The organism is Pontimicrobium sp. SW4, from assembly GCF_039954625.1.
Classification (GTDB): Bacteria; Bacteroidota; Bacteroidia; order Flavobacteriales; family Flavobacteriaceae; genus Pontimicrobium.
The window spans coordinates 1,251,429-1,271,805 of the sequence record NZ_CP157199.1 but is presented as its reverse complement, the minus strand read 5'-3'; the positions used below and the strand labels follow the sequence as shown (position 1 = coordinate 1,271,805).

The following is a 20,377-nucleotide window of genomic DNA, read 5'->3' as shown; positions in this document are numbered from 1 at the left end:
CTAATTTAAGAATTAAAATGAAAGCAATACCTAAGACATGAAAAACAAAAAAAGGTGTGATGAGCATCACACCTTTTTAGAAATTAATACAAATATTGATTTACATTTTAACTTTCGACACTTCAACTTCTTTAGCATCCTTATCTAAAAGAATGACTTCATCAAAGCCAGCATCTTTAAATTTATAAAATTGAGTAGCTGCATCACCAACTACTAAATAACCCATCTTAGAAGCATCTAAATGTTTATTTGCAAGCCTTTTGTGCTCTTCTAAAGTCATTGCTCCAATAATGCGCTCTTCATCAGCAATATAATCTGCTGGTAAATCATAAGCACTCATGTTTTGAAGCATTCCCAATAATGAGAATTGCGATTCAAAACGACGCGCATTTGATTTAATTAATGCGCTTTTTGTAAAATCTAAATCTTCTTGAGAAATCCCATTTTTATATTTTTCAATTTCTTCTTTAAAGATTTGAACAGATTCATACGTTGTATTTGTTCTTACACTTGAAGATGCTGAAAAAGTTCCAGGTATTTTTGTTCCACTAAAGCCTGTACGCGCTCCATAGGTATATCCTTTTTCTTCACGCAAAATCAAGTTTACATTTCCAGAGAATGAACCACCTAATTTGTAATTCATAACTGTTGCTGAAAAATAATCAGGATCTGTACGAGCCATGGATAAATAACCAATATTAATAACTGATTGTTTTGCATTTGGAATATCAACAAAATATAAAGATGCCTTATCTCTATCTTCAGGTAACGGATAGGTAGGAATCACAACTTCTTTAGCAGCCCATTTTGTTTCCAAATCAGTCAATACTTTTAGAGTTTGTTCTTTATTGATATTTCCTACGATGTGAAACTTACTAACAGATGGCGAAAAATTCTTTTCATAAAACGTTTTCAAGTCATCCATAGCAATAGACTCCACGGACTCTTCAGTACCAGATGTTGGATAAGCAAAGATATGTTTTTCACCATAAAGCAATTTGTTAGCAACATTATTTGCAACCACATTTGGGTTAGCAGCAGAACGCTTTATACTATTAATTGTACTTAATTTTATACGTTTCAATTCTTCTTCATCCCAACGAGGTTCAAGCAATATCTCTTCAACCAAATCCATGGTTTTTTCAAAGTTTCTCACCAAAGTATTACCAGAAACAGTAATTGATTCTCTTCCAGTAAACATGTTAATTGAAGCTCCTAAAAGCTCAATGGCTTCTTCTAATTCTTGAGGCGTTTTATTTGCCGTACCCTCCATCATTATGTCGGTCATTAAATTAGCCACTCCATTTTTATCAAAAGTATCCAATAAATGGCCACCATCAATAACCAAACTAAAGTTAACAAGAGGCAACTCTGTTTGCTCAATACCTAATACTTCCATTTCATTTGCTAATAAAGCAGTCCAAGATGCTGGAATATTTAGCTTAGGTGAAGGCCCTTGTCCAGGCTCTATCGAACGATCAAAACTTGAAGGTGTTTTTATAACTTCACTGTTACGTTCAGCTACTTCAACATCAACATTCTCTTTAATCTCTTCTTCAACAACAGCAGCTATGACACAATCTTTAGCAGCCAATTCTAGTTGCCCTTTAGGTACAAAACTAGTTAACACGAAAGGCTTATCCTTTATGTAAGTATTGTAAACTCTAATGACATCTTCTTTAGTTACAGCTTTTATATTCTCTATATCTTCTGTAATAAACCCAGGGTCTCCTGCAAATACATTATATTGCGCCAACTGAAAGGACTTACCTAAAACACTGCTTATACCATTGTAAAAATTGGTTTCTTCACTAGCTTTAAGGCGTTCAACGTCTCCATCTGTTATGCTTTCTTCTTCAAATCTCTTGAATGCCTCAAAAATTGCTTCTTCAACTTCAGCTAAATTTTTACCGGAATTTGCTGTTACACTAATATGGAATTCACCAGCTATTTCTTGCGAATTATTGTAAGCTCCAACTCTTGATGTTAATTCTTTTTCTTCAACAAGTACTTTATACATTGGTGCTTTTTTTCCTTGAGACAATAATTGACCTAAGAAATCTAGTGCATAGGCATCATCAGTATATTGCTGCAATGTTGGCCAAACAATGTTTAATTGTGGTGCAGTTGCAAAGTTGTCTTCGTGATAAAAACGCTTAGTTTCTGCCAAAATTACTGGTTGTGGCTTTAAAGGTTCAACTTCTTGACGACGCTTAATTTCACCAAAATATTTTTCTATTAAAGCTTTAGCTTCTTCAGTTTCAAAATCTCCAGCCAATACAAGTGTTGCATTATTTGGTCCATAATATTTGTCGTAAAATTCCTTTACATCATCAATTGTAGCGCTTTGCAGGTCTACCAACTCTCCAATTACTTGCCAATTGTAAGGGTGTCCTTCTGGATAAATTGCTTTGTCCAATACCCAATTGGTATGTCCATAAGGATTATTGTCAACACGTTGTCTTTTCTCATTTTGCACTACTTCTTGTTGGTTATAAAAAGCTGCTTCAGTAACAGTGTTTATTAAATAACCCATTCGGTCACTTTCAAGCCACATTACCATTTCGAGAGCATTGTTTGGAACTACTTCGTAATAAATGGTTCCATCTTTCCAAGTTCCTCCATTAAGAGTTCCTCCAGCATCCTGTATTTTTTTAAAGAATTGGTCCTGAGGAACATTCTCTGATTCTTGGAACAACATGTGCTCAAATAAGTGAGCAAATCCAGTACGTCCAGTTTTTTCCCTGTTAGAACCTACTCCATATTGTATTGCTACAGATACAATTGGATCAGATTTGTCGTGATGCAATACCACTTGCAATCCATTATCAAGTGTATATTTTTCAAATTCGATTGCTAATTTATCCCCAGATGTTTTATCAGAATTACAAGCCACAAAAGCCAATAAGCCAAATGATGTTACAGCCATCAAAGCGATTCGTTTAAGATTGATCATAATGTTAAAGTGTTTAAAATTATATACCCAAAAATAACGAAAAATCTCTTTAGAGCATTGGGTTTGTTAATAAGTCGTTGAGTAAATCATAAAAGACTTACCCTAACCAACCTTCTCTATCTAAGCTTCGAAATCTGAAGTCAGGTAAATATGTTGTGAAGCTTTTGAATTGGTAATTGTTCTAGAGCCTTTTAGGATTATATAATAAGATAAACTTTAATGGAAATATTAAGGCATTTTTTATTTAAAGTTTATATCGTAATCCAAACAAGACTCTTAACTGGGTGTTATTAAAAATCTGATTATTATTATTATCTATAGGCTTATCAAAATAATTATAACTTGGCTCTAAAAACAGAATCATTTCTTTTGCTAGCTTATATGAAATATTAGAGTTTAAAGTTGCTCCAAAAATTGTGTGATTAACACCTAAGCTTTCGCCTATTTGTTCATTGTTTAGAAAAGTTTTATTCTTTGTTAAAAAGTTTAAATTTCCACCAACACCTAATGATACATTATATTTTTGTTCATTTATTAAATTATATGAAAACTCTAATGGCACTTGGATATAATCGAATTGTTGCTGAAAAGTTCCTTCACTAATAACCCCTACATGAGAAGAAAAATCGTTAACTATTTCTTGAGAAACAAGAAATATTATGGTTTGATTGTTTACAATACTTTGATAATCTCCTACTAGAGGAGAGGTGTCTGAACTCACATACTTTATATTATTTATTTCTTGACCTAGTATATTCTTACCAATGCCAGATTTTACAACTAGCCTATCAGAAATTGAATACCCTACTTTAAAAGCATACACAAAGTTCTCTTGGGATGTTGTGCTTACAGTTGTACCTTGAATAGATGATTTAGAGACCGTATTAGATAATCCGCCTAAAATCTCAACTAACCATTTTGAACTTGCTAGAGCATTCGTGTTTATACTATCGCTAGTATTCTCATTTTTAGCTACAAGATTTTCTGATGAACCTAACAGAGAAGCATCCTTCATCTTAGAGATAGAATCATTACTTGCAATCAATTTTTCTTTGTCATAGTTAGTTACATTTTTATTCTTACTCTGTAAATCGGAAATATCTTCGTTAGCAACTTTATCAATCTTTTTCTTTAAAATATTCTGAGAATAGCTCTCATTATAGTTCGGATTCTGTTCTTTATCTTTTATGCTTTTTTTGTAAAAACTATTCTTTCTCTCTTCTTTTTTCTCTAACACGCCATTTCTATCCGTTAATTGTTGCTGACTTGTTACAATGTTTAATGAGTCTTTATTAGTATCACCAATATTTACCCCTTTAACTATTTTAGTGTTTTTTTCATTTGATTCATTTATTATATCATTATTTTCAGGCAGTTCTGTATCTGTAATTTTCTGTATAGGTTTACTATTAAACTCTAACAAATTTATAGCCATATAACCTAGTAGCATTACTAATACTGCAGCAGCAGAGCCCCAAAGAAACAACACTCTTCTTTTCTTCTTTTTTGGATGAAGTCTTGTTTCTATTTCATTCCATAATTCCTTTGGCGGCACTTTAGAGAACATTTCTAATTCGCCATATACTTCTTCAATACGATCCTTCTTCATGACACTTTTTTGTTTAATTCCTCATAAATTTTTGTCCTCAACATACTTTTTGCCCTACTTAATAATGATTTTGAAGTTCCAGTTGCCATTTTTAACTTACTAGCTATAGCTTTATGATTATAACCTTCAAAAACATACAAGTTGAATATCATCCTATAATTATCCGGTAATTGCTGTATATGCTTTAATAACTTATCTTGAGATAAAACAAGGTCAAACTCATTCGTTTCATCATCAAAATGACTGCTCAGATTAGAATCTTCAATCGGAACATATAGTCGATCTTGTTTCTTTCGTAAAACTTCTATGGCTTTATTAACGAAAATTCGCTTTGTCCATCCTTCAAAACTTCCATTGAATTTATATTGATTAATTTTTTGAAATAGAATAATAAAGGCATCTTGAAAGACATCATCAGCTTCAGGTTTACTCTTCATATATTTTAGACAAATACCATACAATACAGGAGAAAGCAGCGTATATAATTCACGCTGCCCTTCCCTATCATGCTCAACACATTTTTGTATGAGTATTCGTAGCTCTTTATCCAAATTGACCCTAATCTATATGTTTATTGATTAAATTTATAAATATCCATGCTTAAACTACTAATAACATTTAAACTCAAAAAAGGATAAGGTTTTAAATTTCGAGACTCTATCTCTATCTCTTTAAAATTGAATAGTACTAATAAGTTCTAATCCAAAATTATCCACATAATTATATTGATGAATTACATTTTCTCCCACAGTAATTAAATGAGATGATAACGGAATGACATCTTTAGAATTAGACTTATAAGTATTTTCTAACACTAAATTATTTGGATTTTGAGCATCAAATACATTTATGCCTTCGTCATTGCACACATATAGCACTTGATCTTTAACCCCTAAACCATAAGGATTAGATAAAAAATATGTAGAATATTCTACAGGCATACTAATATCTGAGACATCAATCACATTAATTTGATCCTCAATTGCACCACAAGAATTTCCTCCTCTCACAGTAATATAAGCTGTGAATTCTTCTACCACAACTGGATCACAACCGGTAGCATGTGTAAATGATGATGTATAGATTGGATTGAATTCATCTTGTAAGCCAACAATATGCATACCATTAGTTGCTCCAATAAACAAATAATCTTTTAGAAGAAATGTAGTTTCTAGCTCACCACCAAACCAGCCTCCCATCCAAGTCTCTGATACTAAAGAAATAGAATTATAATCAGTGATATTAAATGTATTTAACTTATAACCGTCTATTGTATATAATGCGTTATTAAAAATTTGAAATTTAGCATAAGAGCCTCCGACCCCAACATTATTCTCAGCTGCCATATCAGAAAACAAAACAAAACTCTCCCAATGATAGATATCGGGATTATTTTCTACTTCAGTTCTCTTCATATCTACGGTAGCATAATCTGCAATGAATTCATCATCATTTATAGGGAATACACTAGTTTGGTAGTATGATACATCTTCAGGAAATACAGCATAATACACCAATATATCTTCTTCTATATTAACAAGCTGTATACTTGATAAATCACTTATATCAAACACTACCAAATCCATGAAATTATCAGCATATAGAATATCATTTTTTATTGAAATATCATGCACTCCTTCTAATTCTATAAATGCTATATTTTCTGGGTTTTCTGGGTTTTGGTTATTAAATATATGAATTCCAGAGTTTTGTGATATATAAAATAACAAATCATCATAGACATATATTTTACCATCAGAATTAGTTTGCTTAGCTGCAGTAATCTCAATTGAATTTCTAATTTCAGATTTAGATTTTATTATCGGAACCATTACACTAACTGGATCTATAAAATAATTGAGATCATTATCACTATTACAATTTACTAGTTGTAAACACACAATTACAAGTAAAACTAAGGTTGAAATTTTATTTTTCATATTATTGTTTATTAATAAGATGAAAAAAAAACAAAAGGTTGCAGTGTATTGTAAAAAAGTTACCCCAACCAACCTTCTCTATCTAAACTTCGGTATTGAATAGCTTCACTAATATGATTCCCATTAATCTTTTCTACACCTTCTAAATCAGCTATGGTACGAGCTACCTTTAATATTCTATCATATGCTCTTGCAGATAAATTTAAGCGCTCCATAGCTACTTTTAGCAATTCCATAGACGCATCATCTAACTTGCAGTGCTTTCTAATTTGCTTGGTATTCATTTGTGCATTGTAATGAACTTTCTCTGAATCTTTAAAACGTTGCGTTTGAATCTCTCTAGCTGCAGTCACACGTTTTCTAATATCTACTGATGATTCACTTTTACGTTCTTCAGAGAGCTTTTCAAAAGGAACAGGCGTGACTTCTATATGAATATCTATTCTATCCAATAAGGGTCCAGAAATCTTACTTAAATAACGTTGCATTTCTGCTGGTGAACTTGTCACAGGCGCATCTGGGTCATTAAAATATCCTCCAGGACTAGGATTCATACTAGCCACCAACATAAAACTACTTGGATAAGTAACCGTGAATTTTGCTCTAGAAATTGTCACTTCCCTATCCTCTAAAGGCTGTCGCATTACTTCTAAAACCTCACGCTTAAATTCGGGCAATTCATCTAAAAACAACACGCCGTTATGTGATAATGAGATTTCTCCTGGTTGTGGATAACTACCTCCTCCAACCAAAGCGACATTTGAAATTGTATGATGTGGACTCCTAAAAGGTCGTTGCGCCATAAGTCCTGCATGTTCTTTAACACGACCAACCACCGAATGAATTTTAGTTGTTTCTAAAGCTTCATGTAAAGTCATTGGAGGTAAAATAGACGGCAATCGTTTTGCCAACATGGTTTTTCCTGCTCCTGGTGGTCCAATTAAAATTATGTTATGTCCACCAGCTGCTGCAATTTCCATACAACGCTTAATGCTTTCTTGTCCTTTTACATCCGAAAAATCAAATTCTGGAAAGTTTAGGTTTTTGGCGAATTCTGCTCGCGTATCTATAATTGTTTGTTCCAGTGCTTCTCCTTTATCAAAGAAATTAATGACTTGCTTGATATTATCAACACCATAGACTTTTAGATTGTCTACAATCGCTGCCTCTTTAGCATTTTGACTTGGCAATATAAATCCTTTAAAACCTTCTTCCCTTGCCTTAACAGCGATTGGCAAAGCGCCTTTTATAGGCTGTAAACTTCCATCTAATGACAGCTCACCCATTATTAGGAAATCTTCTAAGCTTTCTGCATTTATCTGGCTGGAAGCCGCAAGAATACCAATAGCCAAGGTTAAATCGTATGCAGAACCCTCTTTACGTAAATCGGCTGGTGCCATGTTAATGGTAATTTTCTTTCCGGGAATTTTATAGTCGTTATTCTGTAAGGCTGCAGCAATACGATAATTACTTTCTTTTATAGCATTATCTGGTAATCCAACTAAATGATACCCTATGCCTTTATCTACATTAACTTCTACGGTAATTGTAGAGGCTTCCACTCCAAAAACAGCACTCGCAAATACTTTTTTAAGCATACATGATTGGTTTGCTTAAATGTAAGAAAAATTGTCAATAAAAATTATTGTAAACATTCAAAGTTTTTAATTCAATTCCTTAAAAAACGCATCTGTTTTTAAAATTAAAATTTCACTTTTTGATACTTTTTTAAATTGTACTAAAGAATCTCTTTTTTTCTTGGGTAACTTATAACTAGTGATGAAAATATAAGAATCATTAAAATATGTTATTTCAAAATCTTCTTTTTTAATATTATAGTTTTTTTCTACTTTTTCCACTACTGTTTTTATATTATACAAATCATTTGGTTTATAATAGTTATTAATAGAAAGAATTGTATTTATTGTAACAACAAAATAAAACGCAAAATAAAATATAAAGAAGCCAAGAGTAGATAATGACATAAGAAAATTTCCAATGATTTTGAAGGTGTTCTTATTTGTTATATTTTTAATTCTAGAAAGTGGATTTAATTTTCTAGCTTCTTTCAATAATACCTCATTTTTCCCAGTGAATACTTCAAATAATATATTTAAACGAATTGATAAGTATAATCCAAGTGATATTAAAGCAAATTCAATTATCGAGTGAAAAGGTGGAATTAATGAGCTTGAACCATACCTTGTTGTTATATAATGAATAGAATATGAAGTTAGAAATATTAGTAAAGTAACTGCTGGTAAGTAATCCTTCAGCTTAACTTCAAATTTATCTTTACCCCTGATTTTATCTATCGAATATGAAAATATAAAATAGCTAAATAAGATGATTAATGGCACAAACATCAATATAATTAAGCCATCAGAAACTAATTGCGATATCGAAAAAAATCTAACATATGATAATCCAAACTGCCATAACATTATTACTTGCCAAATACCACCTAATAAAATTGGGATTAAAACTAAAAGTGATAAATGCTCTTTAATCCAATTCAAATAAAATTGAAATTTAGATTCTTGTCCTTTTTTATTTATCATATTATTATCAGTTACCAAAATTTAAAGTCAAAAACTAGAAGTTATCTACATTAACCTAATCATTAGTTTCTAAATTAATTGTGGAGGCTTCCACACCAAAAACAGCACTAGCAAATACTTTTTTAAGCATACATGATTGGTTTGCTTAAATGTAAGAAAAATTGTCAGAAAACATAATTGAATTTTTAAACAAATAGTATAGTGCTTCCTTCGTTTATTAGTCTATATTTGCAGCCACTTAAATGACTACTTGTAGTTGTTTAGGTATTACACAAAAAAGAATCCTATAGTATGGTCACTATGGGATTCGCTTTTTTATATACTTCTGTAATTTGATTAGTCTTTATTTATCCCAAAAAACTCAAGTGCTCTTTTTTCATTGTAGTAATAGCTCTTTAACTGAATAAAACCAACATGACCTCCATGATTTGGCATTTCTAAATGTAAACAACTATTTGCTTTTGCTTCTTTTACTGGATAGCATTCAGGAGATAAAAAAGAATCATTCAATGCATTTATAATTAATGTAGGTATTTTAATATTTGGTAGAAATTGTAAACTACTGCACTGCGTATAATAGTCTAGCGCATCCTTAAACCCATGAGCTTTAGATGTATAAACGTCATCAAAATCTATTAAAGTTTTAATCGATGTAATCTCTTTAACACTCAATATATCAGGATATTGCTTTTGTTTTATCTTTAACCTATCTACCAAATGTTTTTTAAATCTGTCATGGTATAAGGTATTCTTAAAAGTATGTAATTCTTTACACGATCCATGTAAATCACATGGTACAGAAACTGTAACAACACCTTTAATTTGAGTTGGCACATTGTTACGCTCACCAATATACTTCAACACCATATTAGCTCCTAAACTAATACCATGAAAATATATTTCGGAGTAGTGCTTTTTATTAAGTAAATGGTTAACAATATCAACTAAATCTTCAGTGGCACCAGAGTGATAACTACGATATTTTAAATTTGGCTCGCCACTACAACCACGAAAATTTACACAAACTGCATCTACTCCATTCTCGTTAAATAGCTTAGCTGTTCCCATCATATAAGGCCTTTGAGCGTTCCCTTCTAAACCATGTAAAACAATAATTACTTTATTAGTTTCTGTATTAGAATAACTCCAATCTAAGTCTAAAAAATCATTATCACTAAGCGTAATACGCTCTCGTTCTTGAATTAAACCATTTACTCTTCTAGCCAGTCCTGAATACACTGTAGAAACAAAACCATTTCTAAATAAAAAAGGAGGCTTATACGCCGATTCTATTATTGGCATTTTATTGTATGGTTATTTTTAATATTTGCGTAGTATTGTCTGTGACTTTAAATCTGTTGTCTGTTCTATGACCAACAATCCAAATAATATCATCACCTGAACATAGTAACCATGCATTTTCCTTATCTAATAAAGAAAATTTTTCGTCTTTAAAGTATTTGCTCACCTTCTTTTTTCCTGCCATTCCTAAAGGATAAAAAGCATCACCTTGCTCCCATTTCCTGAGAGTTAAAGGAAAGCTTAAGCTAGACAAATCGAAATAAGCTATATTTTTTTGAGCTTCTTCTTTATTAGATACTTTAGAAATTGACAACTTCCCGAAAGGTGTTAAAACAACGCTTTGAGAATCGGTGATTTTAATTGATTCGTTAGGTAAATCGGTAATTTCAGATAATATTAAATACTCCCTGTCTTTCAATAAGCGATGCGTGTTTGAAAACACTTGTTTTCCAGATTGCGCAATTAACAATTCCAGTATGTCTTGCCATTGTGTAAAGCCATAGCCATTTAATAATTCATACAAATAGGCTTTAGGATTATTTAATTGTTGTATTTCATTGATATTAAAAACCACACCATTGTTCTTGGCCTTACTTACAATATTTTGTGCAACCTCATCCACTTTGTCATTAACGATTGATTTGACATCATTTAAGTATTGCTGTGTCTTCTCGAAGTTTTGTAATAGCTGCGGATTGATTCCTTTTAAAATAGGAATCACATCATGACGCAATTTATTTCGCAAATATTTGGTTGATGAATTGCTACTATCCTCTCTCCATTGCAGTTTATACGCTTTAGCAAATTTTTCTACATCGTCTCTAGTAAATGGTAACAAAGGTCTCACAATAACACCATTAACCTGAGGAATCCCCAACAAACCATCCAAACCAGTACCTCTGGATAAATTAATCAAGAAGGTTTCAAAATTATCATCAGCATGATGCGCTGTTAAAATATAGTCGAATTTTAATTGTGCTTTTAGTTCTTCAAACCAGTAATATCGCAATGTTCTGGCAGCCATTTGCATACTTATTTTCTCATCAGTAGCAAATTTTTTTGTGTCAAAATTTTCAATAAACACTTCTAATTCCCAATCTTCAGCTAACTGCAACACAAAATCTTCATCTGCATCACTTTCAGCATCTCTAAGGTTAAAATTACAATGAGCTAAAGAAATATTCAAACCCATTTTCTTACATACATATGCTAAAACCACACTATCCACTCCTCCAGAAATTGCAATAAGCAACTTAGCATTCTTTATAAAATAAAGCTGTTCGTTTATATGGCTTTGGAATTTTTTTAGCATGGTTTCAAATATACAACATTGATGATATTAAATTGAATGTGATAATTATCATATTATTAAACATGATTGTTTTTTAGTTTTAAATATTAATTAAAATTTCAGATAATGAGCACGATAAAAAAAATAATGGATAAAAGCACCCAGACAGAATTCGATAAAAAAGTACTTTCTGCAGTTCAGCATCTTCATACCTACATAAAGCATCGTTTATATATTGCCGAATCCACAGGAGTTTTACCAAGAAATATGTATACCTCTAATGATATTATTGATGAAGGTATTGCAAAATACTACAGTAAAGGCATCAACATCGACTTGGAAGAAATGGCTATTAAACTTGATCTTTTTAAGATTGTGGATAACGATTTAAATGAACTATTAAAAAAAGAAGCATTTCATAAAAATACTCAAAGTACGAACACCATTTTAGAAGAAGAATTAGATAGCTTAGAAGAGAATTTTACACTTGATGCAGATATGGATTACGTCATGAACGAAGATTTAGAAGACATTTCTTATCAGCAAGACAATAAGCATAAGCACTTGTTTTTATATGATGATAATAACTCCTCAGTCATAAGTGCTTTTGAAATAGAAGATATATCTACACAACATACCAAAAAACTATTAGGTAAGTTCTACACGTGGTTGCCAATGAATATAACTGATGTTGTTGATTTATTTGTTTTTGGCAAACTTAGTTTTGAAGACATCTCAAAAATAAAAGACATAGAAATTAAACGCATTGAAAGAATTTTTGAAAGCGTTCAAAAAAGTTTTAGAAAGAATCTACCTTAATGCTCTAAAACCTCTCGCATCGCTTTTGCTTTCACTAAGCATTCCTCATATTCTTTTAATGGGTCACTTTTTGCCGTAATCGCTCCTCCAACCGAATAGGATACGTATTGCTTTGTGGCATTGTACAAAATGCTTCTAATAATCACGTTAAAATCAAAATCACCATCTGGAGTAAAGTAACCCACAGCTCCTGAGTATAAGCCTCTTTTAGTTTCTTCAAGCTCTTCTATAATTTTCATTGCTGAAATTTTAGGCGCTCCTGTCATACTTCCCATTGGGAATGTTGTTTTTAAAACGTCTACAGGAGAAATTCCTTCTCTTAATTTTGAAGATACCGTAGAAATCATTTGATGCACTTGGTCGAAGGTGTATACTTTACATAATTCTTCAACTTGTACGCTACCCTTTATAGCAGTTTTAGACAAGTCATTTCTCACTAAGTCTACTATCATGATATTCTCACTACGTTCCTTTTCATCATTTGTTAATTGCTCTATAAGTAAACTATCTTCTTCAATATTTTTAGAGCGCTTAGACGTTCCTTTGATTGGCTGAGACATCACATAATCATGCTTTTTCTTAATATAGCGCTCTGGTGATGCAGACAACAAAAACTTATCGTACACTTTTAAAAACGTCGCAAAAGGTGGTCTCGAAATACTGTTAAGCTTTTTATATGTTTCAACTGGATTGATTTCGGTGTCTTCGGCATAAAACTCTTGACAAAAATTAGCTTCATAAATATCACCTCTATGAATATGGCTAAGAAGCTCATTTACTTTATTAAAGTACTCATCTTTATGAATTCGCAAATGAATTTTCACACCATTTTCATGAGCTTCAGTATCAAATTTCTGAGCATTTATTGTTTTCAAATCCTCGTTAAATTCTTCAGCTATCATATTTAAATAATACACATTGAGTCTATTTCCTTTAATTAGAAATAATTTCTTAGGCTGAAAGAAATACAATTCCGGAAACTCAAGCCCATCAAAATTATTAGAGGCTAAATGTTCAATATCATTTTTTAAATCGTACGATAGATAACCAAAAATCCAATCATTAGTCTTGTTTTGATACTCTTGCAACTTATCAAAAGCCTGATGGTAGTCTGATTGCAAACTCGTCATTGCATCTACAGCTAATACAGCATCGTATTCGGTGTTTAACTCATGGTAATTATTAGAATCTAACCAAACCACATCATCAAACTGCTGACTCCATAATAAGAGTTTCTCCTTGAAACTAGAAATATCCTTAATTAAAACCGACTTATGTTTACGCAATGAATGAGTGATTTATGAAGTCGCAAAGGTAAACAGATAAATGTAATTTAAAAGGACGTTGTTAAGAGAAACCATTACCTTTGTCGCAAAATTTTTTAACGTGACATTTCAAGAGCTAAATCTTACTACTCCTTTACATAATGCTATTGCTGATCTTGGTTTTGAAAAACCAACACCTATACAAGAACAATCGTTTAATGTGATTGGCTCAGGTAAAGATGTAGTTGGTATTGCACAAACTGGTACTGGAAAAACCTTTGCTTATGGTTTACCAATTTTAAAGAACTTACCTTTCGCAAAACAAGATAATCCAAGAGTTTTAGTATTAGTACCAACTCGTGAATTGGTTGTTCAAGTAGTAGAAGAGTTTGAAAAGATTGCTAAATATGTTAATGTTCGTATTTTAGGTGTGTATGGAGGCACAAATATTAACACACAAAAGCAAGCAGTAGCAGAAGGCTTGGATATATTAATAGCTACTCCTGGACGCCTATATGATTTGGCAGTTAGCAGAACACTACAATTAAAATCGATACAGAAGTTAGTGATTGATGAAGTGGATGTAATGCTAGACCTTGGTTTTAGACATCAATTATTAAATATTTTTGATATTCTTCCTGAGCGTAGACAAAACATTATGTTCTCGGCTACCATGACTCAAGACGTGGATGAGCTAATAACTGATTTTTTTATTAATCCACATCGTATTTCTATTGCAGTATCTGGAACACCACTTGAAAACATTAAGCAAGAACGATACAACGTGCCAAATTTTTACTCCAAAGTTAATTTGGTAAATCATTTACTTGAAGATAGAGACACATATAGTAAAGTATTGATATTTGTTGCATATAAGCGTATGGCAGATCGTTTATTTGATCAACTTGAAGAATCGTATTATGGTGAATCTTGTGTCATACACTCTAATAAAACTCAAAATTATAGATTACGTAGTATTTCACAATTTGAACAAGGTGAAAATAGAATTTTAATAGCTACAGATGTGATGGCTCGTGGTTTAGATATCGATAGTATTTCTCACGTTATTAATTTTGATACTCCTGAATATCCCGAAAACTATATGCATCGTATTGGTAGAACTGGTCGTGCTGAAAAAGAAGGACATGCCCTTGTATTTAGTACCGAAAAAGAGCAAGATGCTATAGAAAACATTGAAGAACTCATGCAAATGACGATTCCTGTTTTAGAATTACCTGAAGCTGTTGAAATTTCTAAAGAGCTTATTGAAGAAGAACGTCCACAACTAAAAGAACGTTACAATCCTTTAAATCGTAATAAAGACGATGATGCTCCTGGTCCAGCATTTCATGAGAAATCTGCAAAAAATTCAAAAGAAAATCTAGGTGGTTCTTATAAGTTTAAAATTGCTAAAAAATACAAGAAACCTAAAACTAGAGGTGATAAGAATTACAATAAACGGAATAAGAAATAATAAGTTAGTTTCTCGTTTTTATAGTCGCTTTTCAAAAACCCTATTGTCATTCCTGCGCAGGCAGGAATCCACAAGAATTCTAAAAGCTTAATTCTTTAAGCAAACCCAATCTTTAGACAAATCACTCCAATTAGGGTTGTCCTCTTCAATTAACTTTATTTTCCATTCTCGTTTCCATTTCTTCATGTTTTTCTCTCTTTTTATTGCATCGTTAATGTTTTGATATGTTTCAAAATAGACTAAACGATTTAAGCCGTAGTTTTTGGTAAAACCTTCAATGAGTTTGTTTTTATGCTCAAACGTTCTGCGCTCTAAATCATTAGTTACGCCAATATATAAGGTGCCATTGTACTTATTAGATAGTAGATACAAGTAATATTGATGAACATTTTTGCGCATTTAATTTTTAACTAAAATTACTATTTTTCTTTATGAGTGGATTCCTGCCTTCGCAGGAATGACAAGAAACCTAAAACTAGAGGTGATAAGAATTACAATAAACGAAATAAGAAATAGCTCTTTTTTTGATAGAATATCTGAGCCACTCCTATGGTTTTATGTGTAACTAGTTGTAGAAAAACATAGCTGATTCTCTCTATTGTGACCGAAAAATAGCAAATTGTAATGAGCTATATATCTTTAAGTTTGTCTCTTAAGTTTAATTCGTTAAGCTTAATTTTAATCAAAAGAATTATTCCAATAATAAAAAAGGGAATGAGAATAAAAGACACGCTAAACTCTTGAATTACTGAATTATTTTCAACAATATTACTGACTGAATTATCCGCTGGTTTTAATTCGTCTATTCCTGAAAAGAAATCAAATAGCGCATGAATAATTGCGATTGGATATAACTTATTGGTTTTTAGAAGTAATGCGCCAAACAAAACTCCAAGAATGGTAGCAATAATTACTTGGTTTATTTCAGAATATAAGTTCCCTGTCCAACTTATTAAATGAAGTAAACCAAAAATGAAGGAGGTAATAAATACACTCAGAATAATTCCCATTCTCGATTTCCAAAATTTATTTAGATATACAGATTGTAAAAAACCTCTTAATGCAGACTCTTCAAAGAAACCTATAGACAATGACCAAAGCAATAAAATAAACAGATTCAGTAGATTAGTTTCTGACCAGTTTAAATCAAATAATTCAGTAGACATAGGGATTAAAAGTAGAAAAGGAATTAAGAGTAATAATTTGTTTTTTAATTTCTCATTACTAATTCCACCCAATTTTTCTAAAGAGAGTTTTCTAATTAAATAAAAAAATAGAGCAAAGAGAGAGAAGTTAATTATGATGTCTCCAATCCATCTAGCTTGTTGTTCTGTTATGTGAAAATTTATCAAATATGAACGAAGTTCCAGTTTAATAAATACAGACGAAGCAACAATAATGACTACCAAAATCGAAGCGTAAAGAGGCTTTTTTAATAAATTGTACATTCTTATTGACTTTAATTTAATATGTAGACGAGTGAAAATCGAAAATGTAACATTATTGTCTATATGCAGACTGTTTAAACGATATGACATTGTCTTAATGACTTATATCAAACGATAAGCAAAGTTAGAAGTTTAATCATTGAAAATCAAGACACTATATTATTAAGTAAAAAACAATGTTTACATTAAGAGTGGATTCTTGCAAAGGCATAACACGCATTAATCAATTGCGTATACTAAGCAGTTTTAATTTTTATTATTTTCTTTTTTAGCAAATTCCTCATTAACTAACCCAGCAATTTCTCTTGTGATTTTTGTAGGTGAATTGCAATCACAATTATTTAATCCTATAACATATATATCCTCAAGAGGAAGATATACACCCATTGATTTAAACCCAAATATACTTCCACCGTGCTCTCTACTTGGAGTTCCGTTTAGTTCTTTAATATGCCAGCCATATCCATAATTTATAGAGTCTCCATTGTTTAATTCATAATTTGTAAATGCTTTATCAATAGTGCTTTTGCTAACTAATCGATTATCATTAAGACCTTCTTGCCATTTTAGCATATCGTCTACATTAGACATTAAAGAACCAGCAGCATATGGTAATGAAAAACTTATGTGTCTTGTGTTTACATAATCTTCCTTTTTATGATATCCAGAAACTCTATTTTTTATAACCTTACTGTGGCTTGCAAATAATGACGAGGTCATATCTAGCTTTTTAAATATGTGCTCTTCGATAAAGCTAGCATAGCTTTGTTTAGATATAGATTCTATAATATATCCTAAAATGGCATAACCAGAATTATTATATCTATACTTTTCTCCTGGATTAAAATCCATCGGCTCATCTTTAAAGAAATCTATGAGTTCCATTGGTGTAAGGTCCTTTGTTGCAATATCATTTAAAGCTTTCATCCTAGTATAGCTTTTTATACCAGAAGTATGTGTTAATAAATGATGAACAGTTATTTTTTTATTATCTGTTGGATAATCAGGGATAAATTTTGTTATCTCATCTGTCAATTCTATTTCACCTTGTTCTACTAACATTAAAATGGCAATAGCAGTAAATTGCTTTGTCATAGAACCTATTTCAAAAATGTTTTCTGGTTTCATAGGAATGTTTAATTCAAGATTCGCTTGACCAAATGCTTTCCGATAGATGACATTTCCATTTTTTGCAATCAAGAAAGCAGCTCCAGGAGCTATTGATTCATATTTTGCAAATAATAAGCTATCTATTTTGGCCTCTAATGTCTGTGCATTGGTTGGTAGAGATAATAAAACTAATAAGGCAAGAGTAACTAATGGACACTTTAAAAAAGAGGTTATTTTCATTATTTTATATTATAAAAAATATGTGATTATTTAATTAAGACGACTAAAAAAAAATTGCGTTACGGAATAAGAGTTAAATTTTATTTTACACTAAGAAATAAATAAGTGGATTCCTGCTGTAGTTTATCTTGGGCGCAGACGAAAGGTAGGAATGACAAGAAGCATAAAACCAGAGGTAACAAGAATTATAATAAGCGGAATAAGAAATAATAAGTTAGTTTCTCGTCCTCATAGTCGCTTTTTCAAAAACCCTATTGTCATTCCTGCGTAGGCAGGAATCCACAAGAGTTCTAGAAAGTCTAATCCTTTAAATAAGGCCAATCTTTAGACAAATCACCCCAATTAGGGTTATCCTCTTCAATTAACTTTATTTTCCATTCTCGTTTCCATTTCTTCATGTTCTTCTCTCTTTTTATTGCATCTTTAATGTATTGATATGTTTCAAAATAGACTAAACGATTTAAGCCGTAGTTTTTGGTGAAACCTTCAATGAGTTTGTTTTTATGCTCAAACATTCTGCGCTCTAAGTCATTGGTTACGCCAATGTATAAAGTGCCATTGTATTTATTAGACAGCAGATACAAGTAATATTGATGAACATTTTTGTGCATTTAGTTTTTAACTAAAATTACTATTTTTCTTTGTAAGTAGATTCCTGCTGTAGTTTATCTTGAGCGCAGACGAAAGGCAGGAATGACAAGAAGCATAAAACCAGAGGTAACAAGAATTATAATAAGCGGAATAAAAGGAAGTAACCTTTTTATAGTTATTTCAGTTTAGAAACTTTTATCGTCCATACATAATCACTAGGTGGACTATTTTGCAATGACTTTGGGATAAATATTTTAAATCCTTCATCAAGAAGTTCATATTTTAAAGATTTATTACTTCCTAATAATGACACTTTGCTACCTTTTGCTGGAGCATGAGATTTTACAATAATCTCTGAAGGCATATTAGCTTCATTTTCTTTACACATATAGAAAAAATAGGACGTCCCATCATCCTGTTGTGTCATGCAAATATTATCTTCTTTATAAGGCTGCAATACTTTACTGTTATAAATACCTTCACCGTTAATGTCTATCCACTTGCCATAATCTTCTAAAAGTCTATACGCACCTTCTTGCCATTCACCTTCTGGAGTTGGTGCTACATTAAGCAATAAATTACCACCCTTAGCCACAATATCCACAAGTAATTGTACACCATCTCTCCCACTCATATACTTTGCATTTACTGTATGCGACCATCCTCCTCCAGATATGATACACGATTCCCAAGGATAAGGCAATTCTTTATCTGGAACACGGTTTTCTGGTGTTAAATAATTTTGATTCTTACCATATACAGCTCTGTCTACTACAATTAATTCTGGTTGTTTTTCGCGTGCTTTCACAACCAACTCGTCCATTTTAATGTCTTGGTTAACAATTCTATGTTTTAAATAACCATTATCATTATTTTTAAGTTGTTCGTCATACCAACTGGTGATTTGTGATTTTGGTGTTTTTGCTACCCAACCACCATCTAGCCATAAAATGTCAATTTTGCCATAATCCGTTAATAATTCTAGTATTTGATTATGTGTAAACTCTGTGAACTTATTCCATGCTTCAGGATTAGCCTCTGGTTCGTAATTAACATTTCTATCTCTTGGTGGATACTTTGGATCCCAATAATAAGGCGAATTCCAATCTGGTTTTGAGAAATACGCTCCAGCCCAAAAGTCTTTTGCTCTAAAAGCATCAAATATCTCCAACGCAATATTACTTCTTGGATTTGATGAGAATGCACATTCTGGGTCTGTGACTTTATAATCGGTGTATTTAGAATCAAACATAGAAAACCCGTCGTGATGCTTGGTCGTGAATATTACGTACTTCATTCCTGCTTTATTGGCAGCATCTGCCCATTTCTCTGGGTTGAACTTAATAGGGTTAAATGTTTTCTTTAAATTTCTATATTCTTCAACATAGACATTGTAATTATTAGGGTTTGAACCTGCGGTTCTTTCACACCAACCATACTCTTCTGGACATAAAGACCAAGACTCTACAATTCCCCATTGGCTATAGGCTCCCCAATGCATTAAGAGCCCAAATTTAAGATCTTGCCACTGCTCTATTTTATCTAATACTAAAGGGTTTGTTTCTGGCACATAGTGTTCTTCGCCTTCATGTTGTGAGTAACTAACTGATTGAATAAAAAGAAATGCAATTATAAAAAGTAGTTGTTTCATTTTGAGTTGCGCTTATCGGGTTTGAATATGATTTGTGCGATTGAAAACCCGTTAGGATTTTCGGTCAAAGCAAATCAGTTTGTTACAATTTTTGTTTTATCGTTCAGTTCAAATTTAAGC

16 protein-coding genes are annotated in these 20,377 nt (G+C 31.7%); 2 read left to right on the top strand and 14 right to left on the bottom strand.

Annotation, left to right across the window (positions count from 1 at the left end; genetic code table 11):
* Positions 1-100: 100 nt before the first annotated feature.
* The 8 genes from ABGB03_RS06095 to tilS form a co-directional block, all read right to left on the bottom strand.
* On the bottom strand, positions 101-2,956 hold the full coding sequence (locus tag ABGB03_RS06095) for a pitrilysin family protein (protein ID WP_347925722.1): 2,856 nt from the start codon (positions 2,954-2,956) through the stop codon (positions 101-103).
* 244 nt (positions 2,957-3,200) lie between these two features.
* Positions 3,201-4,565: a hypothetical protein gene (locus ABGB03_RS06090; RefSeq protein ID WP_347925720.1), complete on the bottom strand. Its 1,365-nt coding sequence runs from the start codon at positions 4,563-4,565 to the stop codon at positions 3,201-3,203.
* Complete coding sequence (locus ABGB03_RS06085) at positions 4,562-5,116, bottom strand: sigma-70 family RNA polymerase sigma factor (protein WP_347925719.1); 555 nt, start codon at positions 5,114-5,116, stop codon at positions 4,562-4,564. Before ABGB03_RS06085 ends, ABGB03_RS06090 begins: the two co-directional genes overlap by 4 nt.
* A gap of 120 nt (positions 5,117-5,236) precedes the next feature.
* Positions 5,237-6,505 carry a hypothetical protein gene (locus tag ABGB03_RS06080; protein ID WP_347925717.1) on the bottom strand — a complete coding sequence of 423 codons (1,269 nt, stop codon included), beginning with the start codon at positions 6,503-6,505 and terminating at the stop codon, positions 5,237-5,239.
* A 59-nt stretch (positions 6,506-6,564) separates the two neighbouring features.
* Positions 6,565-8,103, bottom strand: coding sequence for a YifB family Mg chelatase-like AAA ATPase (locus ABGB03_RS06075; protein ID WP_347925715.1), 1,539 nt, complete (start codon positions 8,101-8,103; stop codon positions 6,565-6,567).
* A gap of 66 nt (positions 8,104-8,169) precedes the next feature.
* Positions 8,170-9,066, bottom strand: coding sequence for a hypothetical protein (locus ABGB03_RS06070; protein WP_347925713.1), 897 nt, complete (start codon positions 9,064-9,066; stop codon positions 8,170-8,172).
* 336 nt (positions 9,067-9,402) lie between these two features.
* A complete protein-coding gene (locus tag ABGB03_RS06065) occupies positions 9,403-10,368 on the bottom strand; it encodes an alpha/beta fold hydrolase (RefSeq protein WP_347925711.1) in 966 nt (321 codons plus the stop codon).
* A gap of 1 nt (position 10,369) precedes the next feature.
* Entirely contained in the window at positions 10,370-11,680 is a 1,311-nt protein-coding gene (gene tilS / locus ABGB03_RS06060; RefSeq protein ID WP_347925709.1) for a tRNA lysidine(34) synthetase TilS, read from the bottom strand.
* Between the two features lie 105 nt (positions 11,681-11,785).
* Here tilS and ABGB03_RS06055 point away from each other — a divergent pair, with 105 nt between their 5' ends.
* Positions 11,786-12,478 carry a hypothetical protein gene (locus ABGB03_RS06055; RefSeq protein WP_347925707.1) on the top strand — a complete coding sequence of 231 codons (693 nt, stop codon included), beginning with the start codon at positions 11,786-11,788 and terminating at the stop codon, positions 12,476-12,478.
* On the opposite strand, the gene pabB is transcribed toward ABGB03_RS06055, so the two are convergent.
* On the bottom strand, positions 12,475-13,764 hold the full coding sequence (gene pabB / locus ABGB03_RS06050; protein ID WP_347925705.1) for an aminodeoxychorismate synthase component I: 1,290 nt from the start codon (positions 13,762-13,764) through the stop codon (positions 12,475-12,477). The two genes, ABGB03_RS06055 and pabB, sit on opposite strands and share 4 nt — an antisense overlap.
* A 100-nt stretch (positions 13,765-13,864) precedes the next feature.
* Between pabB and ABGB03_RS06045 the strand changes: the two genes are divergently transcribed.
* On the top strand, positions 13,865-15,217 hold the full coding sequence (locus tag ABGB03_RS06045; RefSeq protein ID WP_347925703.1) for a DEAD/DEAH box helicase: 1,353 nt from the start codon (positions 13,865-13,867) through the stop codon (positions 15,215-15,217).
* Positions 15,218-15,304: 87 nt separating this feature from the next.
* Here the strand turns inward: ABGB03_RS06045 and ABGB03_RS06040 are convergent, their stop codons facing one another.
* The 5 genes from ABGB03_RS06040 to ABGB03_RS06020 form a co-directional block, all read right to left on the bottom strand.
* Positions 15,305-15,616, bottom strand: a complete 312-nt coding sequence (locus ABGB03_RS06040; RefSeq protein ID WP_347925701.1) for a GIY-YIG nuclease family protein — start codon at positions 15,614-15,616, stop codon at positions 15,305-15,307.
* Positions 15,617-15,846: 230 nt separating this feature from the next.
* Entirely contained in the window at positions 15,847-16,665 is an 819-nt protein-coding gene (locus ABGB03_RS06035; protein ID WP_347925699.1) for a CPBP family intramembrane glutamic endopeptidase, read from the bottom strand.
* Positions 16,666-16,911: 246 nt separating this feature from the next.
* Positions 16,912-18,015, bottom strand: a complete 1,104-nt coding sequence (locus tag ABGB03_RS06030) for a serine hydrolase domain-containing protein (RefSeq protein ID WP_347925697.1) — start codon at positions 18,013-18,015, stop codon at positions 16,912-16,914.
* A 299-nt stretch (positions 18,016-18,314) separates the two neighbouring features.
* Positions 18,315-18,626 carry a GIY-YIG nuclease family protein gene (locus tag ABGB03_RS06025; protein WP_347925696.1) on the bottom strand — a complete coding sequence of 104 codons (312 nt, stop codon included), beginning with the start codon at positions 18,624-18,626 and terminating at the stop codon, positions 18,315-18,317.
* A 155-nt stretch (positions 18,627-18,781) separates the two neighbouring features.
* A complete protein-coding gene (locus ABGB03_RS06020; protein WP_347925694.1) occupies positions 18,782-20,257 on the bottom strand; it encodes an alpha-L-fucosidase in 1,476 nt (491 codons plus the stop codon).
* Positions 20,258-20,377: the final 120 nt, after the last annotated feature.

Bases quoted from the DNA above. Each gene is read 5' to 3' on its own strand.
- ABGB03_RS06095 (WP_347925722.1), bottom strand. From the start codon at position 2,956: ATGATCAATCTTAAACGAATCGCTTTGATGGCTGTAACATCATTTGGC.
- ABGB03_RS06090 (WP_347925720.1), bottom strand. From the start codon at position 4,565: ATGAAGAAGGATCGTATTGAAGAAGTATATGGCGAATTAGAAATGTTC.
- ABGB03_RS06080 (WP_347925717.1), bottom strand. From the start codon at position 6,505: ATGAAAAATAAAATTTCAACCTTAGTTTTACTTGTAATTGTGTGTTTA.
- ABGB03_RS06075 (WP_347925715.1), bottom strand. From the start codon at position 8,103: ATGCTTAAAAAAGTATTTGCGAGTGCTGTTTTTGGAGTGGAAGCCTCT.
- ABGB03_RS06070 (WP_347925713.1), bottom strand. From the start codon at position 9,066: ATGATAAATAAAAAAGGACAAGAATCTAAATTTCAATTTTATTTGAAT.
- ABGB03_RS06065 (WP_347925711.1), bottom strand. From the start codon at position 10,368: ATGCCAATAATAGAATCGGCGTATAAGCCTCCTTTTTTATTTAGAAAT.
- tilS (WP_347925709.1), bottom strand. From the start codon at position 11,680: ATGCTAAAAAAATTCCAAAGCCATATAAACGAACAGCTTTATTTTATA.
- ABGB03_RS06055 (WP_347925707.1), top strand. From the start codon at position 11,786: ATGAGCACGATAAAAAAAATAATGGATAAAAGCACCCAGACAGAATTC.
- ABGB03_RS06040 (WP_347925701.1), bottom strand. From the start codon at position 15,616: ATGCGCAAAAATGTTCATCAATATTACTTGTATCTACTATCTAATAAG.
- ABGB03_RS06035 (WP_347925699.1), bottom strand. From the start codon at position 16,665: ATGTACAATTTATTAAAAAAGCCTCTTTACGCTTCGATTTTGGTAGTC.
- ABGB03_RS06030 (WP_347925697.1), bottom strand. From the start codon at position 18,015: ATGAAAATAACCTCTTTTTTAAAGTGTCCATTAGTTACTCTTGCCTTA.
- ABGB03_RS06025 (WP_347925696.1), bottom strand. From the start codon at position 18,626: ATGCACAAAAATGTTCATCAATATTACTTGTATCTGCTGTCTAATAAA.
- ABGB03_RS06020 (WP_347925694.1), bottom strand. From the start codon at position 20,257: ATGAAACAACTACTTTTTATAATTGCATTTCTTTTTATTCAATCAGTT.